Source organism: Sideroxydans sp. CL21, assembly GCF_902459525.1.
In the GTDB taxonomy this organism is placed as follows: Bacteria; Pseudomonadota; Gammaproteobacteria; order Burkholderiales; family Gallionellaceae; genus Sideroxyarcus.
This window is the reverse complement of record NZ_LR699166.1, coordinates 2,263,990-2,288,890: the sequence shown is the minus strand read 5'-3', so window position 1 is coordinate 2,288,890 and position 24,901 is coordinate 2,263,990. Positions and strand designations below refer to the sequence as shown.

At 53.4% G+C, this 24,901-nt stretch carries 16 protein-coding genes; 10 read left to right on the top strand and 6 right to left on the bottom strand.

The genetic code is table 11. From position 1 onward, the window contains the following. Positions 1 to 16 precede the first annotated feature (16 nt). The 5 genes from QOY30_RS10650 to QOY30_RS10630 all read left to right on the top strand — a co-directional run bounded on the left by QOY30_RS10650 (position 17) and on the right by QOY30_RS10630 (position 8,382). Positions 17 to 1,705, top strand: coding sequence for a bifunctional protein-serine/threonine kinase/phosphatase (locus QOY30_RS10650; RefSeq protein ID WP_283744595.1), 1,689 nt, complete (start codon positions 17 to 19; stop codon positions 1,703 to 1,705). 247 nt (positions 1,706 to 1,952) lie between these two features. Further along, complete coding sequence (gene nirB, locus QOY30_RS10645) at positions 1,953 to 4,400, top strand: nitrite reductase large subunit NirB (RefSeq protein WP_283744594.1); 2,448 nt, start codon at positions 1,953 to 1,955, stop codon at positions 4,398 to 4,400. A gap of 10 nt (positions 4,401 to 4,410) precedes the next feature. Beyond that, entirely contained in the window at positions 4,411 to 4,737 is a 327-nt protein-coding gene (gene nirD, locus QOY30_RS10640; RefSeq protein WP_283744593.1) for a nitrite reductase small subunit NirD, read from the top strand. A 58-nt stretch (positions 4,738 to 4,795) separates the two neighbouring features. Beyond that, complete coding sequence (nirC, locus tag QOY30_RS10635; protein ID WP_283744592.1) at positions 4,796 to 5,617, top strand: nitrite transporter NirC; 822 nt, start codon at positions 4,796 to 4,798, stop codon at positions 5,615 to 5,617. 2 nt (positions 5,618 to 5,619) lie between these two features. Beyond that, entirely contained in the window at positions 5,620 to 8,382 is a 2,763-nt protein-coding gene (locus QOY30_RS10630; protein WP_283744591.1) for a nitrate reductase, read from the top strand. Between the two features lie 344 nt (positions 8,383 to 8,726). On the opposite strand, the gene QOY30_RS10625 is transcribed toward QOY30_RS10630, so the two are convergent. Together QOY30_RS10625 and QOY30_RS10620 are read right to left on the bottom strand one after the other, a co-directional pair. Then, positions 8,727 to 12,140 (bottom strand): hypothetical protein, encoded by a 3,414-nt coding sequence (locus QOY30_RS10625; protein WP_283744590.1) that lies wholly within the window; start codon positions 12,138 to 12,140, stop codon positions 8,727 to 8,729. Between the two features lie 132 nt (positions 12,141 to 12,272). Beyond that, positions 12,273 to 14,534, bottom strand: a complete 2,262-nt coding sequence (locus QOY30_RS10620; protein ID WP_283744589.1) for a CHAT domain-containing protein — start codon at positions 14,532 to 14,534, stop codon at positions 12,273 to 12,275. 165 nt (positions 14,535 to 14,699) lie between these two features. On the opposite strand from QOY30_RS10620, the gene QOY30_RS10615 reads away from it, so the two are divergent. Next, on the top strand, positions 14,700 to 16,580 hold the full coding sequence (locus QOY30_RS10615) for a patatin-like phospholipase family protein (protein ID WP_283744588.1): 1,881 nt from the start codon (positions 14,700 to 14,702) through the stop codon (positions 16,578 to 16,580). Positions 16,581 to 16,961: 381 nt separating this feature from the next. Here the strand turns inward: QOY30_RS10615 and QOY30_RS10610 are convergent, their stop codons facing one another. Beyond that, positions 16,962 to 17,474: a hypothetical protein gene (locus QOY30_RS10610; protein WP_283744587.1), complete on the bottom strand. Its 513-nt coding sequence runs from the start codon at positions 17,472 to 17,474 to the stop codon at positions 16,962 to 16,964. 77 nt (positions 17,475 to 17,551) lie between these two features. Next, positions 17,552 to 17,905 carry a CZB domain-containing protein gene (locus tag QOY30_RS10605; RefSeq protein WP_283744586.1) on the bottom strand — a complete coding sequence of 118 codons (354 nt, stop codon included), beginning with the start codon at positions 17,903 to 17,905 and terminating at the stop codon, positions 17,552 to 17,554. A 197-nt stretch (positions 17,906 to 18,102) separates the two neighbouring features. Between QOY30_RS10605 and QOY30_RS10600 the strand changes: the two genes are divergently transcribed. Further along, positions 18,103 to 19,596 (top strand): 2Fe-2S iron-sulfur cluster-binding protein, encoded by a 1,494-nt coding sequence (locus tag QOY30_RS10600; RefSeq protein ID WP_283744585.1) that lies wholly within the window; start codon positions 18,103 to 18,105, stop codon positions 19,594 to 19,596. 100 nt (positions 19,597 to 19,696) lie between these two features. Here the strand turns inward: QOY30_RS10600 and QOY30_RS10595 are convergent, their stop codons facing one another. Next, entirely contained in the window at positions 19,697 to 20,779 is a 1,083-nt protein-coding gene (locus QOY30_RS10595) for a hypothetical protein (RefSeq protein ID WP_283744584.1), read from the bottom strand. Between the two features lie 148 nt (positions 20,780 to 20,927). Then, positions 20,928 to 21,611 carry a GntR family transcriptional regulator gene (locus QOY30_RS10590; RefSeq protein WP_283744583.1) on the bottom strand — a complete coding sequence of 228 codons (684 nt, stop codon included), beginning with the start codon at positions 21,609 to 21,611 and terminating at the stop codon, positions 20,928 to 20,930. Between the two features lie 341 nt (positions 21,612 to 21,952). Between QOY30_RS10590 and dctP the strand changes: the two genes are divergently transcribed. Genes dctP through QOY30_RS10575 form a run of 3 tightly spaced genes read left to right on the top strand, consistent with a single transcriptional unit; the run spans position 21,953 to position 24,884 of the window. After that, positions 21,953 to 22,978, top strand: a complete 1,026-nt coding sequence (dctP, locus tag QOY30_RS10585; protein WP_283744582.1) for a TRAP transporter substrate-binding protein DctP — start codon at positions 21,953 to 21,955, stop codon at positions 22,976 to 22,978. Then, on the top strand, positions 22,975 to 23,532 hold the full coding sequence (locus QOY30_RS10580; protein ID WP_283744581.1) for a TRAP transporter small permease: 558 nt from the start codon (positions 22,975 to 22,977) through the stop codon (positions 23,530 to 23,532). The genes dctP and QOY30_RS10580 overlap by 4 nt, the downstream gene beginning before the upstream one ends. Further along, a complete protein-coding gene (locus tag QOY30_RS10575; RefSeq protein ID WP_283744580.1) occupies positions 23,529 to 24,884 on the top strand; it encodes a TRAP transporter large permease in 1,356 nt (451 codons plus the stop codon). The genes QOY30_RS10580 and QOY30_RS10575 overlap by 4 nt, the downstream gene beginning before the upstream one ends. The last annotated feature ends 17 nt before the right edge of the window (positions 24,885 to 24,901 follow it).

The following is a 24,901-nucleotide window of genomic DNA, read 5'->3' as shown; positions in this document are numbered from 1 at the left end:
TGCTTCGAAGGGGAATATGACACTTGAAATCTTGAGCGCCTATGCGAGCGAAATCGGGACGAGAGCTTCCAACGAAGACTTCTGCGGCATTGTTACGCCGCAAGGGAGCGTACTGGAATCCAAGGGGATAGTGGCTGCGCTTGCCGACGGCGTGGGTAGCAGCGGCGGCGGGCGGGAGGCTGCTGAATACAGCGTGCGCGGATTGCTGGCAGACTACTATGCAACTCCCGATACCTGGTCGATTCCCTATGCGCTGGAACGTGTATTGCGCGCGATCAATCGCTGGTTAATCGCGCAGAGTTTTTCGCAATACGATACTCACCGATTGCTGAGCACGCTCAGTACCCTGGTATTGCACGGCGATCGTTTTGTGGTTGCGCATATCGGGGACAGCCGGATATATCTGTTGCGCGACCATAAGTTGTGCCAGTTGACGGTTGATCACGTCTGGGACAAACCGGAGATGCAGCATGTGCTGAAACGCGCCATGGGTTTGGATCGACATCTGGTGCTGGATTACCATGAAGACACGCTGCAAGCCGGCGATGTCTTCCTGCTGGCGTCAGACGGCATTTGGGAAGTGTTGGGCGACAGGACGATTCAGGCATTACTCGATGCGGAACAGGAGCCGCAGCAGGTCGTGAACAACCTGGTTGCACAGGTTTCAATAAAAAAAGGGCAGGATAATGCCACCGCGATGGTGATCAAGATCTGCAGCCCCGGCACCACCGGTCGCCATTATGCCAGCGCGGAAGCCATCCATCTGGCGGTACCCGATCTTCTTGAGGCAGGACAGGTGTTCGATGGTTTCGAGATTCTGAAGTTGCTGCATGAATCCCAGAATTCGATGCTGTACCAGGTTCGACGGGTGGCTACAAAACAACTGCTGGTGCTCAAGACATTGCCTCCGGCATTGCGGGATGACCTGCCGTGCCGGGAAGGCCTGTTGGTCGAAGAGTGGCTGGCCAAGACCATCGTGTCGCACCATTTTCCGCAGGTGATCCCCCTGTCGGGCAAAGAGCGCCACTTTCTTTACTATGTGATGACCTTCCATGAAGGTGCGACGCTGCAACAGCATCTGCAGCATGACCGCCATTTTTCGATTGCCGAGGCAGTACAGATCGGTATCCGGCTGGGAAAGGCGCTGGGTTCCCTGCATCGCATGAACATCATTCATCGCGATATCAAGCCGGATAACATCCATCTGGATACGGAAGAAAAATTGCGTCTATTGGATCTTGGCGTAGCGCTGAACCCGTCGACGATGCGTTCAGCAGGCCGGCCGGGTACGCCGAGTTTCATTGCGCCGGAATTGTTTGCCGGAGAAGCGGCGTCGTGCCGGAGCGATCTGTATGCGATCGGGGTCACGCTGTACCATCTTCTGACGCGCAAGTATCCCTACGGCGAAATCGAACCATTCCAGCATCCGCGTTTTACGGAGCCGATCCCGCCATCGCGCTATCGTCCCGACATTCCGCAATGGTTGGAGAACATCCTGCTGAAGGCGGTCGCCAAAAAACCTGAGCAGCGTTTCGAAACAGCCGAGGAATGGGTGGTCTCGCTTGGCAAGGGCGAATACAGCGATTCCGAACCTTACCGGCGGCCATCGTTGGCCGAAAGCGATCCGTTGAGGCTGTGGCAGATGATACTGGCGATTTCCTTGTTGACGAATCTATTGATGTTGTATTTGCTGTTAGCCCGATAGCAGCGTGCATACAGCCGCCCAATGCGGACAGGCCGCACCAAAATAAAGTGCGGCGCACTAAAAGGATGCGTTTATTTGCATGGAGATTCCAAAATCGCCAATGAATTCAAATGGCACATGAATTGCTTAAGTAAAGATTGAGTAATCATTCTTGCCCAATGGCGGGCGGAAAAATATTTTGAAACACCGACAAAGGCGTCGTTCCGGCATGAGGGCCGGACGACGCCTTTTTTATTGCGAGGATGGCATGAAGACAACAAAGAGAAATCGACTGGTGGTGATCGGCAACGGCATGGCGGGCATACGCACCCTGGAGGAACTGCTCAAGATGTCCTCGGGCGAATTCGACATCACGGTGTTCGGCGCCGAGCCGCAGCCCAATTACAACCGGATACTGCTGTCGCCGGTGCTGTCCGGCGAGATGTCGTTTCAGGATACGATACTGAACGACTGGAGCTGGTATGAGCAGAACCATATCACCCTGCATGCGGGGAAAACGGTGACGAGGATCGACCGGGTCGGCTGCACGGTCGAAACGATGGACGGGATGATCGTGCCCTATGATCGCCTGCTCATCGCAACGGGTTCCAATCCGATCATGCTGCCGGTTCCGGGTATCGACCTGCCCGGTGTGCTGAGCTACCGCAGTATCGTCGATGTGGAGAGCATGCTGGGCATGTCCGGTGCTGGCAAGCGCGCGGTCGTGATCGGAGGTGGCCTGCTCGGGCTGGAAGCGGCAAACGGCCTGTCGCTGCGCGGCATGGATGTGTCGGTCGTGCACCTGTGCGAATGGCCGATGGAGCGCCAGCTGGACAAGGTTGGTGGCGACCTGCTCAAGGACGCACTGGAAAAACGCGGCCTGAAGTTTTATCTGTCGCGGCAGACCGAGGCCATACTCGGCGAGACGGCCGTCACAGGTCTGCGCTTCAAGGACGGCGAGGAGATCCCGGCCGATATGGTCGTGATGTCGGCCGGCATCCGACCCAATATCGCGCTGGCCAAGTCGGCCGGAATTCACTGCGAACGCGGCATCGTGGTCAGCGACACCATGCAGACTTACGATCCGAAGATATATTCGGTGGGGGAGTGCGTGCAGCATCGCGGACAAACCTACGGGCTGGTCGCACCGCTGTTCGAGCAGGCAAAAGTCGCTGCGAATCATCTCGCCCGTTATGGCGGGATGCGCTATGAAGGTTCCTCGGTATCGACCAAGCTCAAGGTGACGGGCATCGATCTGTTCTCTGCCGGCGACTTCAACTCCGGCGCACTGGACGAAGAGTTGCTGCTGCAGGATTCCGCACGCGGCGTGTACAAGAAACTGGTGCTGCGCGACAACAAGTTGCGCGGCGCGGTGATGTACGGCGACACGGTCGACGGCCCCTGGTATTTCCAGATGATGCGCGACGGAACGGATGTGTCCGAATTGCGCGAACATCTCCTGTTCGGGCAGGTGCATATGGGGGATTCCGGCCTCGGCGGTGTATCGAGCGTGGCGAACATGCCGGATACGGCCGAGATCTGCGGATGCAATGGCGTATGCAAGGGCGCGATCGTGAATGCCATCGTCGACAAGAAACTGTTCACGCTGGAAGAAGTGCGCGCGCACACCAAGGCATCCGCTTCGTGCGGCTCCTGCACCGGACTCGTGGAAGCGCTGTTGGCGAACACGGTGGGCGGCGACTATTCCGCCAAGCCCAGCAAGAAGCCGATCTGCGGCTGCACCGAACACGCGCACCAGGATGTGCAACAGGCCATCCGCGAGCTCGGCGTGAAGACCATCCGCGACCTGATGCAGGCATTGAATTGGAAGACACCGGACGGCTGCCATGTGTGCCGTCCGGTGCTGAACTACTATCTGCTGGCCGCATGGCCGGGCGAATACGAAGACGACAGCCATTCGCGCTTCGTCAACGAACGCGTTCATGCCAACATCCAGAAGGACGGCACGTATTCGGTGATACCGCGCATCTGGGGCGGCGTCACTTCGCCCTCGGAATTGCGCTCGATCGCGGAGATCGCCGAACGCTATGAAGTGCCCACCGTCCACATCACCGGCGGACAGCGCATCGGCCTGTACGGGATCACCAAGGAGAATCTGCCCAAGATGTGGGGCGAACTGGTCGAGGCCGGATTCGTTTCCGGCCATGCATACGGCAAGGCATTGCGCACGGTGAAGACTTGCGTGGGCTCCGACTGGTGCCGATTCGGCACGCAGGATTCGACCGGCCTGGGCATCAAGGTCGAGAAGATGACCTGGGGTTCCTGGACGCCGCACAAATTCAAGATCGCCGTTTCAGGCTGCCCGCGCAACTGCGCTGAAGCCACCATCAAGGACTTCGGCGTGGTGTGCGTGGATTCCGGTTACGAGATACATGTGGGCGGGAACGGCGGCGTCAAGGTTCGCGTCACCGATTTTCTGTGCAAGGTCGAGAACGAAGCGGACGTGCTGGAGTACTGCGGCGCGTTCATGCAACTCTATCGCGAAGAAGCCAACTACATGGAACGTACTGCCCCGTGGATAGAGCGCGTCGGGCTGGCCTATATCAAACAGCACGTCGTCGAGGATGCGGCGGAGCGGCGCGAACTGTACGCGCGCTTCCTTGAGTCGCAACGCTACTCGCAGGACGACCCGTGGAAAGAACGTGCCGAGGGGAAAGACGCTCAGGAATATACCCCGCTTGCCACCATCGAATAAGGAGAACGCAATGAACTGGATACAAATTGGCAGGCTGGAAGATATACCCCGTCAGGGTTCGCGCGTGATCAATACCGCGTCCGGCGAGATCGCCCTGTTTCGCAGCGTGGACGACCAGGTGTTCGCGCTGGGCAACCGTTGCCCGCACAAGGGCGGGCCGCTGGCGCAAGGCATCGTGCATGGCAAGCGCGTCACCTGCCCTTTGCACAGCTGGGTGATCGACCTGGAATCGGGCTCCGCCGTCGCGCCAGATGTGGGCTGTGCGCGGCGTTATGAAGTGCGGGTTGCACATGACGTGTTGTTTCTCGAAGCCGAGGCCGGGGTATGTCAGGCATGAATTATCCGGACAGACTCCGCTTTACCTGTAATCAGACTACTTGCAAAGGAAAGTGACCATGTACATTGAAACGATCCGGAAGTTCGCGGAGCTGGCGGAGCAAAAGGCCGCCGCCGTGCGTGATTCGGCGCCGGCATTTTTTGTTGCCTCCATGATGGCAGGAGCTTATGTTGGGCTGGCGATCATTCTGATCTTCAGCGTCGGCGCGAAGGCCGACCCTGCCTACCAGAAACTCATCATGGGTGCGTCTTTCGGCATCGCCCTCACGCTGGTGGTTTTCGCAGGCTCGGAACTGTATACAGGGCACACCATGATCATGCCGATCGGATGGTTGCGGCGGCGGATCGGACTTGCCGATGTTGGCAGCGTCTGGGCGGTCGGGTGGTTCGGCAACCTGGCAGGTGCGCTGTTACTGGCATTGATCTTCGTTGCGGGCGGCGGCGGCGCGCTGCTCTCGGACGGCGCCCCGCTGCTGTTCAAGGTCGCCAGCGCCAAGATGAATGCGCCTGCATTTGAGCTGGTCATGCGGGGAATACTGTGCAACTGGCTGGTGTGCCTGGCACTCTGGATGGCGGCTCGCACCTCAAGCGATGCGGCGAAATTGGGGATGATCTTCTGGTGCCTGTTTGCATTCATTGCCAGCGGCTATGAGCACTCCGTTGCCAACATGACGATCTTCGCCATCGCACTGCTGGGTGAACATCCGGATACTGTCAGTCTGGCCGGCATGGGACATAATCTATTGTGGGTGACGTTGGGCAACACGATCAGCGGCACGGTTTTCATGGCTGCAGCCTACTGGTTTGCTTCAGGCTCATCCACGGACCTCAAGACTGTGGATGCAACGACCGGAAGTGTTGCCACCGACCTGGAGAGTTGACCGTGCCGGGTACAGTTTATTCAGCAACCATCCGCAGCACCTGCCCCTATTGCGGGGTAGGCTGCGGGGTGGCGGTGACGGTCGCGGCTGATGGCGTGAACCTGACAGGAGACTCCAAACATCCGGCGAACCTGGGCAGGCTGTGCTCCAAAGGCGTGGCATTGGCCGAGACGCTGGACCGCGAAGGAAGATTGCTGTATCCGCTGGCGAACGGACAGCGCGTTTCCTGGGATGAGGCGCTTGACCAGGTTGCGCACAAGTTCGGGAAGATCATCGCCGAACACGGACCGGACGCGGTGGCATTCTATGTTTCCGGCCAGCTGCTGACCGAAGACTATTATGTCGCCAACAAGCTGATGAAGGGATTCATCGGCAGTGCGAACATCGACACCAACTCGCGCTTGTGCATGTCCTCGGCGGTGGCTGCGCACAAGCGCGCCTTCGGCGCCGATGTGGTGCCTGTCTGCTACGAGGATATCGAGGCTGCCGATCTTGTCGTCATCGCGGGTTCGAACTATGCCTGGGCGCACCCCGTGCTCTACCAGCGGCTGGCCGCCGCGAAAAAGGCGCGCCCCGACATGCGGGTGGTGGTCATCGATCCGCGCCGCACGCCGACTTGCGACATCGCCGATCTGCACCTGGCAATCGCACCGGGATCGGACGCCTATTTGTTCAACGGCCTGCTGAATTTCATCCGTCGCGAGGATGCACTCGATCTGGTGTATATCGAGGCGCACGTGGAGGGGTTTTCCGCCGCGTTCGAAGCGGCGCGTGCCGCCGGCTCGATCCCGAAAGTGGCGCAGGTGTGCGGTATTCCGGAGGCCGAAGTCAGCGAGTTCTTCCGCCTGTTTGCGCGCACCAAACGCACCGTGACGATCTTCTCGCAGGGCATCAACCAGTCTTCCAGCGGGGTGGACAAAGGCAATGCGATCATCAACGTGCACCTTGCTACGGGGCGGATCGGACATCCCGGCATGGGACCATTCTCTGTGACCGGCCAACCCAATGCGATGGGCGGGCGCGAGGTGGGCGGCCTGGCCAATCAACTGGCGGCTCATCTTGATTTCTCCGATGCGGCAAGTATCGAATTGGTGGCACGATTCTGGAATGCACCACACATCGCTCAAGCGCCGGGGCTGAAAGCGGTGGACATGTTCCATGCCATCGCATCAGGCAAGATCAAGGCGGTGTGGATCATGGGCACCAATCCGGCGGTCAGCATGCCGGATGCGGACCGCGTGCGCACAGCATTGCTGGATTGCGAGCTGGTCGTGGTATCCGACTGCGTGCAACACACCGACACAACCGCATGTGCGGACATTCTGCTGCCAGCTGCGGGCTGGGGCGAGAAGGACGGCACCGTGACCAATTCGGAGCGGCGGATTTCGCGGCAGCGATCCTTGCTGGCTATGGCGGGCGAGGCCAGGCCGGACTGGTGGATCATCACCCAGGTCGCGCAGCGCATGGGTTTTGCCGAAGCGTTTCCCTACACGCGCCCTGCACAGATATTCCGGGAACATGCGCGCCTGTCGGGTTTTGAGAATGCAGGCAAGCGTGCGTTCGACATCAGTGCACTGGTTGAGCTGGACGATGTGGAATACGACGGGCTGCAGCCTGTGCAATGGCCGGTGAATCGCCAAGCGCCGCAGGGAACTTTGCGTTTGTTCGAGGACGGACATTTCTATACTCCCAGCGGCAAGGCTCGCATGATCGCAGTTACTCCCCGCCTGCCGGCGGTGGCGGCAGATAAGGATTTCCCGCTGGTGTTGAACACCGGTCGGATCCGCGACCAGTGGCATACCATGACCCGTACCGGAAAAGTGCCGCGCCTTAATGCGCAGGAAGTAGAGCCATTTGTGCAAATGCATGCGTCCGATGCACACCTTCATCGACTGCAGCATGGCGGACTGGCGCGTTTGACGAGTCGCAACGGAACCATGCTGGCACGGGTGCAAGTCAGCGATGATCAGCGTCCGGGTTCGGTGTTCGTGCCGATGCACTGGAACGATACCTTTGCAAAATCGGCTCGGGCAGATGCTCTGGTTGCACCGATCACCGACCCGATCTCGGGCCAACCGGAATCCAAACACACGCCGGTACGAGTCGAACCATATCTGCCCGCCTGGCAGGGATTCGTGCTGAGCCGTACCCGGCTGGATTTCATGGATGCCATCTATTGTGCTTGTGCACTGGGCGAAAGTTACTGGCGGCATGAGATTGCCGGAGAAGTCACGCCGGAAGATTGGCGCGATTGGGCGCAAGCCGCATTGGAGGATTTCGGAACACCCGCAAGGAGTACACCAAAGGCAGGCAATCTGCTATCGAGCCAGCTCGATTCAGAATTGACGCCACCGGTGGGTGCCCGGCAGCTTCGCTGCCACCCTTCCGCAGACTGGCTTGAATATCGCGATGCATCGATGGGGCGCTATCGCGCTGCAAGTCTGCGGGATGGCAAGCTGGAGGCGGTATTTTTTATCGCAACCGATCAGCGTCTGCCGGAGCGGGAATGGTTGGGCAGCCAGTTTGGCAAGCAACAACTTGGACCCGGCGATGTTGCAGGGTTACTGGTGGCGCGACCACCCAATGGATCAGTCGACGTCGGGCGCAACGTGTGTGCCTGTTTCAACGTGGGTGAAAAAACAATTCTCAATGCCATACACACAAACGAATTGAACAGTATCGAAGCGGTTGGCGCATGCCTCAAAGCAGGTACGGGCTGCGGCTCATGCGTGCCGGAAATCCGGCGCATACTTGATCGTGCCTGAGATTAACTGTTAATTTTGGTCTAGAGTTGGTCGTGAATGGCTGCGGTGCTGAAAAAATATGGTTAGACTTTCGTTGTCTGCCATCAAGAGTCAGTCGCGACTGCCTGCTTTCCGGAAGGCACTTTGAGCACATGAAGTTCGGCTGTGTGCCATTTTCCGACGCTCGATGCACTGCAGGAAAAGCTCACTCTTCGGCCAAAGCGGACGACCGCTATCTACTGAAATAGATGTTGGTTCTGGCAATATGGATGTCGGCTCCCGAAGGACGAGCGGACATAAAAGCTAGCCGCAATTAGTCGGTATGGCTGGCTCTAGCCAACCCTTGGCGAATCCCAGCCCACGCATTAACAACCAGATTTTGGGCGAACGAGATCAAGATAACTGGTTTCACCTTTGGAAGACAGGAAGCTAACAAGTGATCGTACGCGACCATTTGTTTCTACTGCTCCATTTGTTAAACCGTCAGTTAATATGGTGCGGATAGATACCTTCTGAGTCGTGCAAATCATAAAGCTGACGTGTTGATTGGTTAGAAGCGCCTCAAGCGCTTCGACTGCTCTATCAGCATTCTTTCGGCCAACTTTGGCGAGCCACTCAACGATCATGAAATCATTATTTGGTACAAAATCGGCCTTGAGCATTGCGAGCAGCTTATCCAATAACCAACTACTGTCAATTTGATCGTATGAAGACCATTGACCAATAGCTCCAATTTCTTTACGAAACGAATCAGGGCTGGCAGATTGTTTGGCTATCTCAAACCGTCGCTCCCAATACCTTAATCCGCGCTTGCGGCATGTATCGGAAAGCTGTTCTGCTGCTGATCCCAATATAACTCCTATATTCAACATTGCATGTTGCCGCAAACTTTCTGACGAAACCTGCAGAAAGTGTTCAAGAATCTTATCAGGTAAGACATCCAAAACGTGTAAGAGAATTAAATAATTTGCCAAGCGTTTAGGATAGTAATTTTGATTGCGATCTTGTTCTGCGTTGACGAGGCTCGCAACCTCATCTTCGTAACATTTGAGAAGTTGCGGCATTAGATCTTTGATTGGTCCTTGGTCGTGCCCAAGATGAGCAATCCATGCTGAATTCCGAAGACTTCCATCGGCTGACGGAAATATTTTGCCAATATTTGCTGTCAGCCATTCTTTGCCGTAATAGTAAATATACCCGAGATATCTCCCGAGTATGGCGCGCGGTATACGCCCATCTGGCGACTTGTCCGCCAACTGTTTTTCCAGCGCAGTTTGAAGTCTAGGCATATTCGCAAATGCATCTTGTGGTGCATTTGCAAATGGTGATTCTCGAAGTTTGCTTAGCCAAAAAACATAAAAAAGGCATAGCTCGACTGCTGCGCCGCGAAGCGTGGCTGCTGCCCCAAAGTAGGCATCGCGCTGAAAGCGTTCTTCAAAATCATTTAATTCCGGTTGTTGTGGCGCTTGATCCAGCAGTCCAAATACAAGGGACTGAACGAGGTCAGCGTACTGAAAGCTAATTCCCTCTGCACCTCTTCCCAGTCCCGCCTGCAACAACTCAGCTCCTGATTTGCAGGCCCATTGCCAATTGGGATCGTCACCTTCTACCATTGAGCAATTCTCAACCGGCTCAGACATTTTTGAGAATGTCATATGTATAAGTTTAAGAACATTCTCCTGGATAATATCGCGTCCACCCCCAACTGCATTCTTAATGCCTTCGAAGAAGTGACGGACGTAGATGGGAGCAATGCCGATGAATTTATCTGCTTCGGCCGCATAGCGTATTGAATCTCGTTCGGCGGCCAGCCGTAATTGTTGCGACAGGGCAGTGGGAGTGTATTTGCGCATTTTCCCTTCCGGATGCCAGGATTTTAAGAACGCGGCGATCTCAACTATAGGGCGATTTAACAGGTCAGCCTCAATCAATGGACTTTCTTCGATTGGGAATATCCGATCCCAACGCGCATCAGGAGCACCATGCTTCTCAGCAACAATGGAAAGTGCCTCTTGGCGCTCCGTTGAAAGTGCGGAACGCCACTTCCATAAGGTTTCCATAATGACGTTGTCACAAAATTCTTGCTCGTCTTTTCCAGTTGGCGGGGTTTTATAGCGCTCTTCGAAGCGAATCTTCCATACTGGCATACATTTTTCAGGAATTGAATCAACGGCCCTTAGAATTTCCTGTTGCTTCTCAGGTGTCAAGGATGGATACCCTGCAAGTGCCAACTCAGCATACTCGTGGTTGCATCCATCCGCTTCAATGAGTTTGAGATTGGTCAGGTAGCTTTCGACCAAGTCGGTGGCAGACTTTGGATTCATTGCTAGTAAGTGCAAAGCTAAGCGTGAGAATACAATGGGAGAATGTTCAGCCAAAATGGTCATAACGCCGCGTATGGATGTGGCATCCTCGCCAACCACTATTTCTGCAGACCGCCGGACAGATTTTCTAAGCGCACTGTAAATGCCATATTCGGCCATTTCGTCATCTGCTATGGGCTGTGAAGAAAGATATTCATAGTTAATTTGGTCGCTGATGTTTGCAGCTTGATCAAGTAGATCGCTAAATAGGCGAAGAGCATCCTCTCCACACACCTTGGTCAGCACCTCTACAAACCCAGGAAGAAAATACTCATACATTTGCTGTTCGAATAAACTGGCAATCTGGCTGTCTTCATCCCAAATTTGTAATAGCTTTCGGGCTATTTTCAATGCGGCAACGTTTTGCCCTCCTTCAGCCAATTTTGTCAGCAGATATTTATAGGGGAGTTGATGTCTGAAAAAGTCAGCATCGCGATCCAGCCACGCCAATGCTATATCTATGAGAGGCGCAGATTCATCTGGCGGAAGTTTGGCTAGAATTTCTAACCCAACCTGTTGCACTTCTGGATGTTTTGATGAAGCAATATTGCGAACGGCCTCGATCACGAGTTTTCGTGTTGGTGCATCGGAAGATTCTGCCATTCGTAGTAGATAGCTTCCGGCAGGCCACGTTCCAAGTGGAATACCGCCGATACTTTGATCTAAACCAGAAATTGGCCCGCCGAGCAGTCCCTCCTTAGCTAAATGAGGTAACCAATCATGTGTTTTAAGATTTGTGAAAAAGTGCCATTGCAGTGGGAGCGCCCCTGGTATTTCGTTCCTGTAGCACTTGACGGCTTCCTTCTCGTCCGGCATCGCCGTAAGCTCCTCGACGCGTAGCATAAGTGTGCTGTAACGGGTCTGCAATGCGATAACTATGGCTCTGATAACGGTTTCAAATGGCCTTTGATATTGGGAGCGAAATTCATCGTCTACGACCAATGAATGATGAAATGAACGTTTATGTGCGCTACCAGATAGACGTTGAATTGACAGCCAAGATGTTGCGATATCACCATCAGGAGCCAACCCCAAATTTGCGACGATATTTTTAATTTGTGCCTTGTGGTCGATACGTGGCTTCAATGCGGTTAATGCGCGCGCAACAGCCTCAGTATCAAAACCCTGCGCAACGAGCGACTCGCCGGCTAGCTCACGGCGTTGTGTGTCCATCTCAGTTTCTTGTGGCGCATGTGCTTCTAGTGGAACTATGAGCGCATACCGAATCGTCGATTCCAACTCTCGTAATGCGTGAGCTGCGACGGGATGGGACACACGAAGCGAAAAAGCACCTGCAGCCAAACGACAGAAATCGACATAACGATCTGAAACAGTTTTTCCAAGCAGGCGCTCAAGCAAAGTTGCCGTATCTTGTTGCTCAGCAGACAGATCGTAGGTATTTGGTAACTCTTCCATGAATAGACTCTTGACTATGGGTACATTGGGCAGGATTTCTGCATAACTCATCGCCTGCCGGTTGAGAAAACAGTTGATTCGCGCCTAGAGCTTTTCGCATATGAATTTACACATGCTAGTACCCACCAGTTATCAAGTAGAGTTGGCAGCGCCTTGGACTAAACTATCAGCTTCTGTTCCAACCAGCCAAAGCAGTTCTGGGTTTCCAAGTTGGACGTGCATTAAAGCATCTGTTAGCCCAACGTCCTCGCTCAAGTACTTCCAAGCTTCTTCGGTCGGACACCCCAAGCGTTTTGCCAATCTTTCGACGCAGCGCTCAAACCAATTAGGATTGAGGTCGTTGATATCTTTATTCGCCTCGAAGTGCAACTGATCAAAGCTAGTAGGATCAAGCATTCCTTGCTTAGATAGATACCATAGGCATTCTGTCATATGTGACATCTTTGTCATGCCGGACACCACTTCGCGCCAAGAGACGCGCCGCTTCATTCTCAACGCTGTTGGAACAAACTCTCCAATTCTGAAAAATAAACGACAGAGAAATATTGCAGCTTTTCGCGAGTCGATTGGAAGCAATGTGGACAGTACCGTCCTTGCTCCAAGCTGCAACATCCCAGAAGCAACCGAGGCATGGGAACCGTCAACAGGTAGTGTATCGCACGCACTTAATAGAACGATGGGCGGCATTCGCTTGATGCTCTTTCTCAGTTCCCAGAGGCGAACCGGTCTGCCTCCTACTATCAGCGACGAAAAGTATTCATCAGCCGCAAAGTTACCGTGACAATCGAAGACTACGATCGCGCCAGCATGGCTATTTAGAGCCTTGACGATTTCATCAGGTGTTTCAACGTCAACAAAGCGGTAATTTACCCGCCATGCAGCTCCATCGTAAGGGGAGCTCTCTAGAGCTTTTTCCAACACTAGACGAATTTGATCATTTTGGTCAAACGACCGAATGATGAGAACGTCGGTCAATATAGAAGGCGGAATAAGTACAGGGTCTTGGTCTGTTGCGACGGCATACGCTAAGCTGCTTGGTACGAGAGGGATGCGCGAACATTCATGTCGCAGCATTATAGGCACCCCTTGGATTCTTAGCCATTCCAACGGTAGGTCGCTCACGAGTTTTATGCCTTGGACGCTCTTGCCCAATAGCTGAAGTCTATTTGCGAACTGATCATCGAGCCCAGCCTCAAGCGCTACTTGGGCGCCCAAGTACAGACGCCTAAGTTTCCTATGTTTGTGCGGGCCTTCTATGCGAGCACAGTCAGCCAAATGCTTAAGGTGGCCCCAAGCGCGATTTGCATAAGGGATTAAGCGTAGTGTTGGCAGGAGTGATTCTGCAGAAATGCGTGTGAGAATTGCACAATAGAGCTGCATTTCTGCACGACGAATGGCCATCATCGCTTGGCCCATCGCATTACCGAAAAATTCTTTTAGCTCGCCCTCCTCAGCATGGATTAAGTAGGTTGGCGAATCGATAATTATTCGCATAATCCGGCCTATCGGAGCCTTCGACGTACCGATGCTCCGCCGGATACTGTTGATGTACACCTTTTTCCGGTGGCCTCGATATGTTGCGGGTAAAGTTAGTAGCAAAGCGTTTACGGATAAAGCGGCTTGTGCTTCAGACAATAATTCACGGCGTCGTCGCAACACGAAATCTACGGATCGAACAATCCATTGTGCAGCGCGCTTTTCCGTCAACGGTGATTCATGCCCCTCTGAAAGCCTGCAACCGAATGCCTGTAACGCTATCTCGTTAGGACGTGTGAAATTGTGCCTTGTACCTGGAAGTGCAATTCTTCTCGATCCTGGCAGATTCGATGTAAGAAACGACCGGATTATAGGAACCATGTCGCTGTAATTCGACTCGCCTTCCATTTGGTCGATACGTCGTCTGACATAGTCAAGAAAAGTGCGCCGTGTAAGCTTGAGAAGTTCGTGTCGACTTTCGCCAGGCAGTGTCGATACATGTAGCCACTCATCCTTCCGCGAATGCAGACATTCATCAATGAATTCGGCATTCTCGTCTGTACTGATGACGCAGCGAAAGGGTAGCCCATGAGGCCATGTGACAATTTGCTTGAAAGCTGAGTGTTCAGCCGGCAGCACCTTATGTGAGATCAGACCTGCCGTCCGAAAAAATGCGATCTCGCGCCATGAAGCTGACAACTCACGAACATCAGCCGGATGGTCCATCACATCTTCGAGGAGTTTTGCAGTAGTAACCATTCCTTTTGTCGCGCCCTGAAATGGTGATGCCTCTTCGAGATTTTGGTCCGGATGAGGAATGAAATAACAGATACGGTATCTGGGATCAGTCAGATAAATTTCTGAGGCTATTCTCCTCAAATTCCTGTTTTTATCGTCGTTCTGGTTTTTATTGCCCATTATCATTGCTGATGCGGAATCCACAATTAGGTATATTCGTATATTCCAAGTTCTCTAGCAGGTCGCAAGTGGATGTAAGGTTAGTTATCTGCATGCCACATGCATAGCTGTCAGGTACAATGATTCGATGCATCTGCCACTACTAACATCTAATACCACGGCCATATGTTAAAACAAACAAAGTATGTATTTGGGCTTTTTGAGGGAGGTGGCGCAAAGGGAGTCGCTTATGCCGGGGCAATTGAAGCATGTCTGGCTGAAGGTTATCGGTTTGAGGGGGCATGTGGTGTATCTGCCGGTTCAATTGCAGCCTGTCTTGTGGCAGCCGGACTTTCAGGTGACAAGTTAACAGCTTTGCTCAATCAGCCCCTAAATAAGATCCTAAAAAGAAGTAGACGTGGATGGTTAGCCAGAATTATTGCTATGGTGGCTAGGCGCGTTCTTCTGAAAGGGTGGAGGTCGTCCGAAGGTATTGAGCTTTGGTTAGACGAAGTGTTAGAAGAAGAATTAGGTAAAACCGCAGTACGGTTCGTTGATCTGCCGCGCCCGCTTGCATTGCTAGCATATGATGCGGGGTGCGGCAAAGCAAAAGTGTGGAGTTCTACGAGCACACCAAACGAATTGGTTTCCAAGGCCGTACGGGCATCTTGCTCGTTGCCCGTATACTTTGAACCTGTAGAGAATGGAGGGGAGATTCTTTTCGACGGCGGGATAATCGAAAACCAACCCACGTTTCTTCTGCATGAATTATCAAATCATACGGTTTTACCTTGCTTGGTGTTCAAGCTGTTAAGCAGCGACACCCCTATCGTTAAAAAACGGATGCCCAGCTTACTTAACGGTCTTCTGAGGAAGATTGGATGGGTGATTGAAGCGCGGAGCGCGATGGTTCGCGTGCCGGGCCTTGAAATAATTGACATACAAATTGACTGTGGGAATGTAAAAACAACAGATTTCAATTTAAAGGAGGATGAAAGAAATGCTTTAGTGCAGGCTGGCATTGCCGGGGTACTGAAGATTAAATCGGATTCCTTGAGAAGAGCAACTGGGGCAGATGTTTTTCAATGGGGCGTGCCGTACTCAGGGCATTTTCGTAGTGATCGCGAACTGGAGAGCTCCAAACGTAGACATGCGAACCTGGCAAAAACAGGCCAAGTAATCAGCTCGGCAACAATCAGTGTGACAGTTTTTGCCGGTGATACTTCTTGGTTAGAAGAGTTGGCGCCCTATTTCTTGCATGCGAAATTTAGAGGTTTGCGCACAAGAATGCTTGTCCCGAGTAATTGTACTAACACGGCTGTACCGTATGCCGTAGCGCTGGGTATAGACGTGGGCGTTTGTGCCGGTGACCAAGCACTAAGAGGTACTGTGGCGGACCTTGAAACGCCCGACGGAAATGTAATCTTAGTTGAGAACAGTTTAGTCGGATATCCGCTCGAATTCAGGGGGCAGGAACGTCCAAAACTCTTTAAATTCCTCCTTGACGCGTTTAATCTTCAGTGGAGAGAATCAGAAAAGCACCCAGGTAAGGAACCGAATGTTCGGTCGCTTTCCGCAGATGATGTGATACATGGTCTGAAAAAAATCCCTCAGTATCGGTCAAGTCATTTCACAATAGAAAGCTTAGATCCGCTCAAAGTGAGGCCGGCGAGCAAGTACGTAGAGACGTTCAAGCTCGACCGCATCTCTCAAGTAGCGCAGTTGTATTTGGATCATCGAATTGAATTTGGATACGTGGTGACAGGAATTCCTTGGTACTCGGTACTTCCTATTGTTGAACGTGTTCCGGGTGAAAACTCGGAGGAGTTAGTAGTTATTGACGGGACCCATCGATTTTACGATGCGTACATAAGAGGAGAAAAAGTTCGTTGCTTTGTGGTTAATGAATGTGATGCGACTCTTCCTTCAAACCCGGAGCAGTCTTGGGACAAAGTCCGTCTTTCTACAGCTAAGCAACCCCGAGAGAAACGGTATGATGGCTACCAGCCTGAGCATTTCCGTCGTATTAAAAGCACTCTCAGTAACAGCTTTATGACAAACCAATAACTGGCTCTACCTGTTATTGTTGAAATCGGAAGCAGCGGGCACATTAGGTCAGCAAAGGGAAGCGACCTTCGATCACCATCAAAACACAGCAAAGCAATGTCTGCTTCTATTGGAAGCGGACATTCTTCTGGCCTGCGCAGATGACAATTTTAGAAAATCTCCGCAGTCAGTTTTGTCTGAGAAGTGTGCCTTCATTGAAATTCTACTGGAAGTCGGCATCGGGTCGGAAGCGAAACTTGGCGAATGGCGGCTATAGGGAAGCGAAAAACTGTAGGCGGCTGTTCGCTCCGGTCAATTCAATTTCAAATCGCATGGCGGTCAGGCCGGACAAGGGCTGGAGCAGTCTCCCAGCTTGTGCGAGATAACGTTAGACCTGATACGCTAATAAGGTGTGTGCGGCGATCCGATGCAATACATCTTGCTGGATGCATTTTTATCGTAATACTTGATCAATACTCCTGAGGTTGATCCACTCCACGTTTCATTGCCTGTTTGCTTGTAATCTACTCCTATTGAGTCTCTGATATTTGATATGAGTTTCTCCGGAGTATCTTTAAACGTGGCACCAATAAAATCCTGGCCGTATCCCACAAAAATATATTCGAGAGGCGAGTTGAATATACTCTCGCTAACTTTCCACCAGCTTGCTCCTCCTGCTATGAATGCGGGATTGCCAAAGTATGTCTTCATGTAATCATTGAAATAGTCGACACTAATCTGATCCCTGCATATGAGGGCTGAGCCTATTACAATCGGAAAGTGACTCGGGGCTGCCAAGGCCATGCTGCCAAGGCATAGTGATGACAATATCGTTATTTTCAAAAAATAAATCATGCGCATTTTTGAAGGATGCGCCACTTTAACGGCGGAGTAAAGCCGGGTGTTGTTGAGCAAGCTTCGAAAGCATGGCCGCTCAAAACTGGCCGGCTTTTATTGGGCGATAAAACAACGGTTTCTTGCTTATCGAGCAACTACAACTTTGCGTCACTCTTCAATTTCATGATTGCGGCAGCGATTTTATCCGCCGCATTTGTATAGGTCGTTCCACTTTCAAGCATGCTTTCAGCTTCGACGTAGTTTTTTTCATTGATGGTTTGGGCTACTTTTCCGGCTTCCGCATGGAATGCCGCATGGATCGAAATGCATTCGGCGTGACTACTCAAATTGCCGAACTTTGTCTTTCCTTCCCGATGTAGCCATTTCCCGAGTTCGCAGTAGCTGTCCATGGAGATGATGACCGGGTCAAGTGCCTGGTGCTGGGCTATTGCGGAACGGAACCTCGTCTTCCATTCTACATGTCTCTGAATTGCAGCCTCGAAATCCATAATTGCCTTTATTCTGAAGTTGAATATCGCGAAATAGTAAACCAAGACTGCTTGGTCAAATGCAGTACGGGATTGTAGACTTAGTGCGGCGGGATAGGAACCTCCGAAGGCTGGGCATCTACGATTCGCCAATATGCGGGCATAATGCAGCCAACAGATGGAATTGACTACTAGTCTGACAAAAATTGGAATACGGCGTGAGTGAAATACTAAGTCTGACGCGTGCCGCAAGATTGATCGGCGTTGCCCGCACAGAGCTGCAAAGGAAAATACAGCGCGGCGAACTGGTTTCGCACGACGGGATGGTTGCTGTCGAAAATCTGTTGGTCTGCTATCCGGATGCGCAATTGGAAGATACGGCGGAGTCGAGGCGGGTTGCTCAAATCAAGGAACGGGCTTTTGGCAAGCGTGTGTTTGAGAGAGCCATGCCCGATGCGGAAGTGCTGGCAGCGCGCATCACCGAACTCAGCAAGACGCTGGCGACCAGCCAGGGGCAGGTAAAGCAATTCAATGCACTGCTGGGAAGACTTTGGGACAAGATTACAGAGGCTGAATCACAGCTCAATGCAGAGTCGCTCCCGATGATGGAAAATCTGAAGACTTGGATCAGGAAGGAGGTTGATTTGGCTATGGAACCGGGGTTCGTCAATCCGATGGCGATTAAGGACACTGTCCTGAGTATCATCACTGCCCAAGTGACGGTATTGCCAAGCAAGCATGATTTCCTGGTAGAAGGGCACGACTCGCTTCTGGAAGCCGCGATGCGTTCCGGCATACCGCTCAATTACGGCTGCAGCGGTGGTAATTGCGGTTTATGCAAAGCCAGGGTGCTGTCGGGTGAAGTCAAGAAAACACGCCATCATGATTTTGTGATTTCCGAGTCTGAAAAGAACCAGGGCTATATTCTCCTGTGCAGCAACACAGCGGTCAGTGATGTGGTGATCGAAGCAGCCGTGGCTGGCAGTGTGCAGGACATTCCTTTTCAACAGATCAGCGCACATGTTAAAACGATGGGGCCTATCAATGAGGATATGCTCCTGCTGCATCTCCAGACCCCGCGCACCCAGCGCCTGCGTTTCCTGGCAGGACAGTCCGTGACCCTGCGTGTCGGGCAATCTTTTAGCGCTGAGCTGCCTATCGCCAGCTGTCCCTGCGACGACCGCAATGTGTTGTTTCACATAAACAGGCAAAGCGGCAACCTGTTCTCCGATTTCGTTTTTGATCACCTCAAACAGAATGATGTGGTGGAGATTGAGGGGCCGCAGGGAGAATTCATACTGCATGAAAAATCCACCCGGCCGTTTTACTTTTTTGCCTTCGATACCGGCTTTGCACCGATCAAGAGTCTGATCGAACACGCGCTATCGCTCGAAGCCGAAGCCATATATTTGCACTGGTTTGGATCAGGTCCAACAAACATTTACCTCCCGAATATTGCGCATGCATGGAGGGATGCATTGGATAATTTCCACTATGAAGAACATATTGCGGGTTTCGACCTGCGTTCCGTAAACGGAAAACGCGCGAAGACCTTGATCGAAAAGCTTAACGATATCAATATTAGTGACACCAACCTTCTTCAGGGTGACATCTATATTGCCGGTCCGGAAGCAGCTGTGTGCGTGGCCGAACAGTATTTCCTGGATAAAGGTTTGCCCAAGACGCGCATTTCTGTTGCAAGCGTTAAATGAGCTTCCGCGAACTCAGCTTTGATGCACACTGTCTGACTTGAAGAATACCTGACTGCGCTGATCTGTTCCGGGCACTATTTCTGTGTCAGGTATTCATACCTTATTGCCCTGATACTAAACGGTAACTCTCGGGCACCGTGAAGAGGCTGTCGTGCAGTTGATCAAGCTTGAGCGACTTCACTTCGACGGTGAACGATAGTATCGGTTCGCCATCGGCCTCTTTCATCGCCTCGTCGGTTTTCTTCTTCACGAACATCCCGGTGAGGCTGGAGACCAACCCGCTTGTGCCGGAAGGGATCGATTCCTGGCTGGAAGATTCTTTTTTCGTTTCCTTGGCGGCGCAGGCGTTGCCAGCCATGTTCCATTCAAGATGAGTTGAGATCGGATATCCCTTGATCTTTTCCATTTGCCTGCCGGCATCCAGGAAGGCCTTGAGGTCGGCCTGCTTCAGGGAGCTGGACATATAGGCCGAGATCAATTTGGCGGCATCGGACGGGAGGATTTGCTGCTTGACGGTATTGGCAACAGCTCCCGCATAGGCACGGGCATAGCTCTCTTCCATATCCAGAGCATCCCGCATGGAGCGGTTTACCGGTGTCGTCCAGATATCCATATTCATGGTGCTGGTCGAATTGCGCGCGGTGTTGTCACGCAGTTTGACTACCCAGGCGACCTGGTATTCGTCGGTGTCAAAACCGTTGATGGTTTTTTTCTGTCCGGTCGACTTTACGGTGAAACTCGTGTTCGCAATCGTCATGGTACAACCGGATTCATGCTGCGCCTTTGGAGGCTGCTCGGTATCATTCTGCTTGGGGGGCGCCCGTTTTGCGGTTTCGGCGCAGCCCTTCAGGGGACATTCAGTGTATTCCTGCTTTTCGGTATCTAGCTGCCACTGCAGGTTGCGGTCGATGCGAGAAATTTTCGTTCCGGATTTCTTTCCGATCAGATAGCCCGAGAATGTGCCCGTCCCCTTGAACATCGATTCGTCCCGTCGCATATTGCTGCGCACAAAATTCTGCTCGGTGCTTTCGGTCGGGAAGAACCCTTTGATCCCGTTGTTGACGATCTGCCGTTCTATGACGGCGGTGGCGTGGAGCGGGGTGTTGTCTATCTCGACCGGCTTCGTGGCGCATCCGGCAAGAATGGAAGTAACGGCAATGGTGCAAAGGGAATTGCGCAACATATCACCTCCTGCTTTGATTTCCGGTATTTATCAGGGATCAATTGCGACCGGATGGCTAAAGTTTATCAAACCTTACACCAGTTTGCGGCTGAGTTGTTGACTGCTTGGTGCCCACGCATCGGGCGGTTATGACCATATTGTCACCGGTCTATCCGCGACTGGGACCGCCGAGCATCGGCAATGTGGCGACCAGATCGGCGAAGCGTTGTCCTTGCACGACGACATGGGCGGTGATGCGCGTCGCCGCAAGTTCGCCATCCTGTGCGAGGATCGCTTCGACGATTCCGGCATGTTCCGCGAATGAGGAATTCATCCGGTCCCGGACGCGAAGCTGGAGGCGCCGGTACGGCCTCAAGCGTTTACCCAGGGCGTTCGCCTGTTCTTCCAGAAACCCGTTATGGCTTGCCGCGTATAGCAACTGGTGGAACTGCTCGTTCAACTGGTAGTAGGAGTCCGGGTCGTTCGCCTTTTGGGCTGCTTCGCAGGCTTGGTGGGCAGCCATGAGTGCCTGTTGTTCCGGGTGTGTGATACGGCGTGCAGCGAGGCGTCCGCACATGGCCTCCAGTTCGGCCATCACTTCGAACATCTCATACAGCCGGTTCTGCGCGATTTCGGCGACGATCGCCCCGCGCCGCGGCCGTATCTCTACCAGGCCCGCGGATGCCAGCTGGATAAGCGCTTCGCGGATCGGAGTACGGGACACGCCGAAGCTGTTTGCCAGTTCGGTCTCGTCCAGGCGCATGCCCGGCGGATAGACGCCGGTGACGATGCGTTCCTCGATTTGATCGCCCATTTGTTCCGAGCGCCGTGACGTGCGTTGCTTGTTTTCCATGCGGCTCCTGATGAGGCTGCTAAAAAATTATGGCATTGACAACAATTGCCGGGGCAGTCAATATTGCATACATTGTATGATATTTTGTATACAAAGTAATTATTGATTGATTTTGGGTATTTAAGGGCGCTTCTAAAATTCAAAGTTCTAAGCAAGACAAGGCGCGAACAAAAAATTGCGACGCAGCATATGCAGGATATGTAAGGAGTAATTTTTTGTGAGTAACGCAGTATTGCGACGAAATTTGGATTTTCAGAAGTGCCCTTAAGATAGAGGCTGTTGCTTCAGTAAAAATTAACTGCCTGCCAGTGTTTCGTTCATACATCAAAGGGAGATTTCCAATGGCCATTACTCGTCGCAGCATTCTTCTGTGTTTTGCAGCAGCCTCACTTTGTGCCTTGTTCACCCGCCCGGCCTTGGCTGCCGACCCGGTGACGCTGAAGATATCGCACCAATTCCCCGGCGGCACCATCGACGCCGGTGACTTCCGCGACCGCTTGTGCCGTCGCTTTGCCGCCGAGATCGAGAAGCGCAGCGGGGGGGCATTGAAAGGAACCGTGTACGCGGGGTCCTCGCTCATGAAGACCAATGCACAGTTCAGCGCCCTGAGAAAAGGCGCACTGGATATGTCGCTGGTACCGCTCAACTATGCCGGCGGCGAAGTCCCGGAAACGAATATCGGCCTGATGCCCGGCATGGTCACCTCCTACGAGCAGGCTGCGAAATGGAAGAATGCCGAAGTCGGCAAAGCCCTGTCTGAAGTGCTGGCCAACAAGGGTGTGATCATCGTGAGTTGGATATGGCAGGCGGGCGGTGTTGCAAGCCGCACCGCGCCGATCGTCGATCCGTCGGATGCCAAGGGCTTGAAGATCCGCGGCGGCAGCAAGGAAATGGACATGGTGCTCAAGGCAGCCGGTGCAGCGGTGCTGGATATGCCCTCCAACGAGATCTATGCCGCGATGCAAACCGGCGCACTGGATGCCGCGATGACTTCATCGACCAGCCTGATCTCCTTCCGCCTGGAAGAAGTTGCAAAGCACCTGACTACCGGTCGCGGCAAGACCTACTGGTTCATGCTGGAACCGCTGATGATCTCGAAGTCGGTGTTCGACCAGCTTCCCAAGGCCCAGCAGGACCTGATCATGACGATAGGCGCCGAGATGGAGAAATTCGCCATGGAACAGGCTAAAGCCGACGACCAAGCAGTCGCGACGGTATATCAAAAGGCTGGTGGAAAAGCCTATGACCTGTCGGACGCTTCGGTCAAAAAATGGCAGGCGATCGCCCGTGAAACGGCATGGAAAAACTATGGTGAGAAGAGCGAGAGCTGTGCGCATATTCTTACTCTGGCCGAGAAGTTGTTGTGAGCCACGGAGTTGATCTGGAAGGCCGCAAGCCTGCCCTGACCCCGCAAGTCGGGGGTGTGCTGGGAACGCTGGTCAATTGGCAGGCGAAGATCAACAGTTACGTGCTGTTTGTGTCCATGCTGGCACTGCTGGCTGCCTGCCTGGTTCTCACACTGAGCGTGGTAATGCGTTATTTCCTGAAGTTGCCCACCGATTGGCAGGACGAAGTCTCAGTTTTCCTGTTGATCGGGGCCGTGTTCATGTGCGCCGCATTTGTGCAGTCGGAACGCGGACATATCGGCATCAGCGCGCTGGAGGGATTCTTCTCACCCGCGGCCAACCGGTTGCGCCTGCTGTTCTGCGACATTGCTTCACTGGCGTTCTGCACATTCTTTACTTACAAGACCTGGAGCATGCTGCATGAAGCTGTCGTCGAGGGACAGACGACCTCCTCGACCTGGGGGCCGCCCCTGTGGATACCTTACGGCTTGATGGCCGCAGGGATGACTTTGCTTTGCATACAGATGCTGCTGCAGATATTGATCGCGTTGAAGACCAAAGGAGAGGCAAATTGAGCGTCGGAATCATTGGGGTACTTTACGGGCTTGGCACCCTGATATTCATGTTCTCGGGCATGCCGATCGCATTTGCCCTGGGCAGTATCGCTGTCCTGTTCATGTTCATCTTCATGCCGGGATCGTCGCTGGATACGGTCACGCTGAACGTCTATGAAGAGATGGCCAACATCACACTGTTGTCGGTTCCTCTCTTCATCCTCAAGGGCGCGGCCATCGGCAAGTCGCGCGCCGGCGCCGACCTCTATTTGGCCATCCATGCCTGGATGCACAAGATCCCCGGTGGTCTGGGCATCGCGAACGTGTTCGCGAGCGCATTGTTCGCCGCCATGTCCGGTTCCAGCCCGGCCACCTGTTCCGCCATCGGCAGCGCGGGCATCCCGGAGATGCGCGCACGCGGCTATTCGCCGCGTTTCGCGGCAGGCATCATCGCGGCCGGCGGCACGCTCGGCATCCTGCTACCACCGTCCATCGTGATGATCCTGTTCTCTGTCGCAGCCGAGCAGTCCCTGGGCAGGCTGTTCCTGGCCGGGATCGGCCCAGGAATTTTGATGGTGGTCCTGTTCTCCGGCTATGCGGCATTCCGCTACAAGAAAGAATACAAGGAAGCGCTCGACACCTACAATCACGGCGGCAAAAAATCACCCTATCTCGATGCCATGACATTAACGCTCTACGACAAATTCAGGCTGCTGCCCCGTGTCGTTCCGTTTGTCACCCTGCTGGTCGGCGTCATGGTTGCACTTTACGGCGGATTCGCCACACCTTCCGAGACCGCCGGTCTGGGCGGACTCCTGGCGTTGTGCCTGATCGCGGTCATCTACCGGATGTGGAGGCCGTCGCAGCTCAAGCCCATCCTGTCCAGCACGCTGAAGGAGTCGACCATGCTGATGTTCATCATCGGCATGTCGTTGCTCTACTCCTATGTTATGAGCTACCTGCATATCAGCCAGTCCGCGGCGGAAGCAATCGTCGCACTGAGCCTGTCCAAGTGGGCGTTGCTGAGCGTGATTTTGCTGATGGTCGTGGTGCTGGGTTTCTTCCTGCCGCCGGTATCGATCATCCTGATGACGGCACCGATCATATTGCCGCCGCTCAAGGCAGCCGGTTTCGACCTGATCTGGTTCGGCGTGGTCATGACCATCGTCATGGAGATGGGACTGATCCACCCGCCAGTGGGGCTCAACATTTTCGTCATCAAGAACATCGCGCCGGACATTCCGCTGAAGGACATCATCTGGGGAGTGGTGCCCTTCGTCGCCCTGATGATGTTTGCGGTGCTGCTGATCTGCATCTTCCCCTCGATCGCCACCGGCTTCCCTGATGCAGTGTACGGACTCAGCACCAAGTGATCGCCATGAGCTTTGGG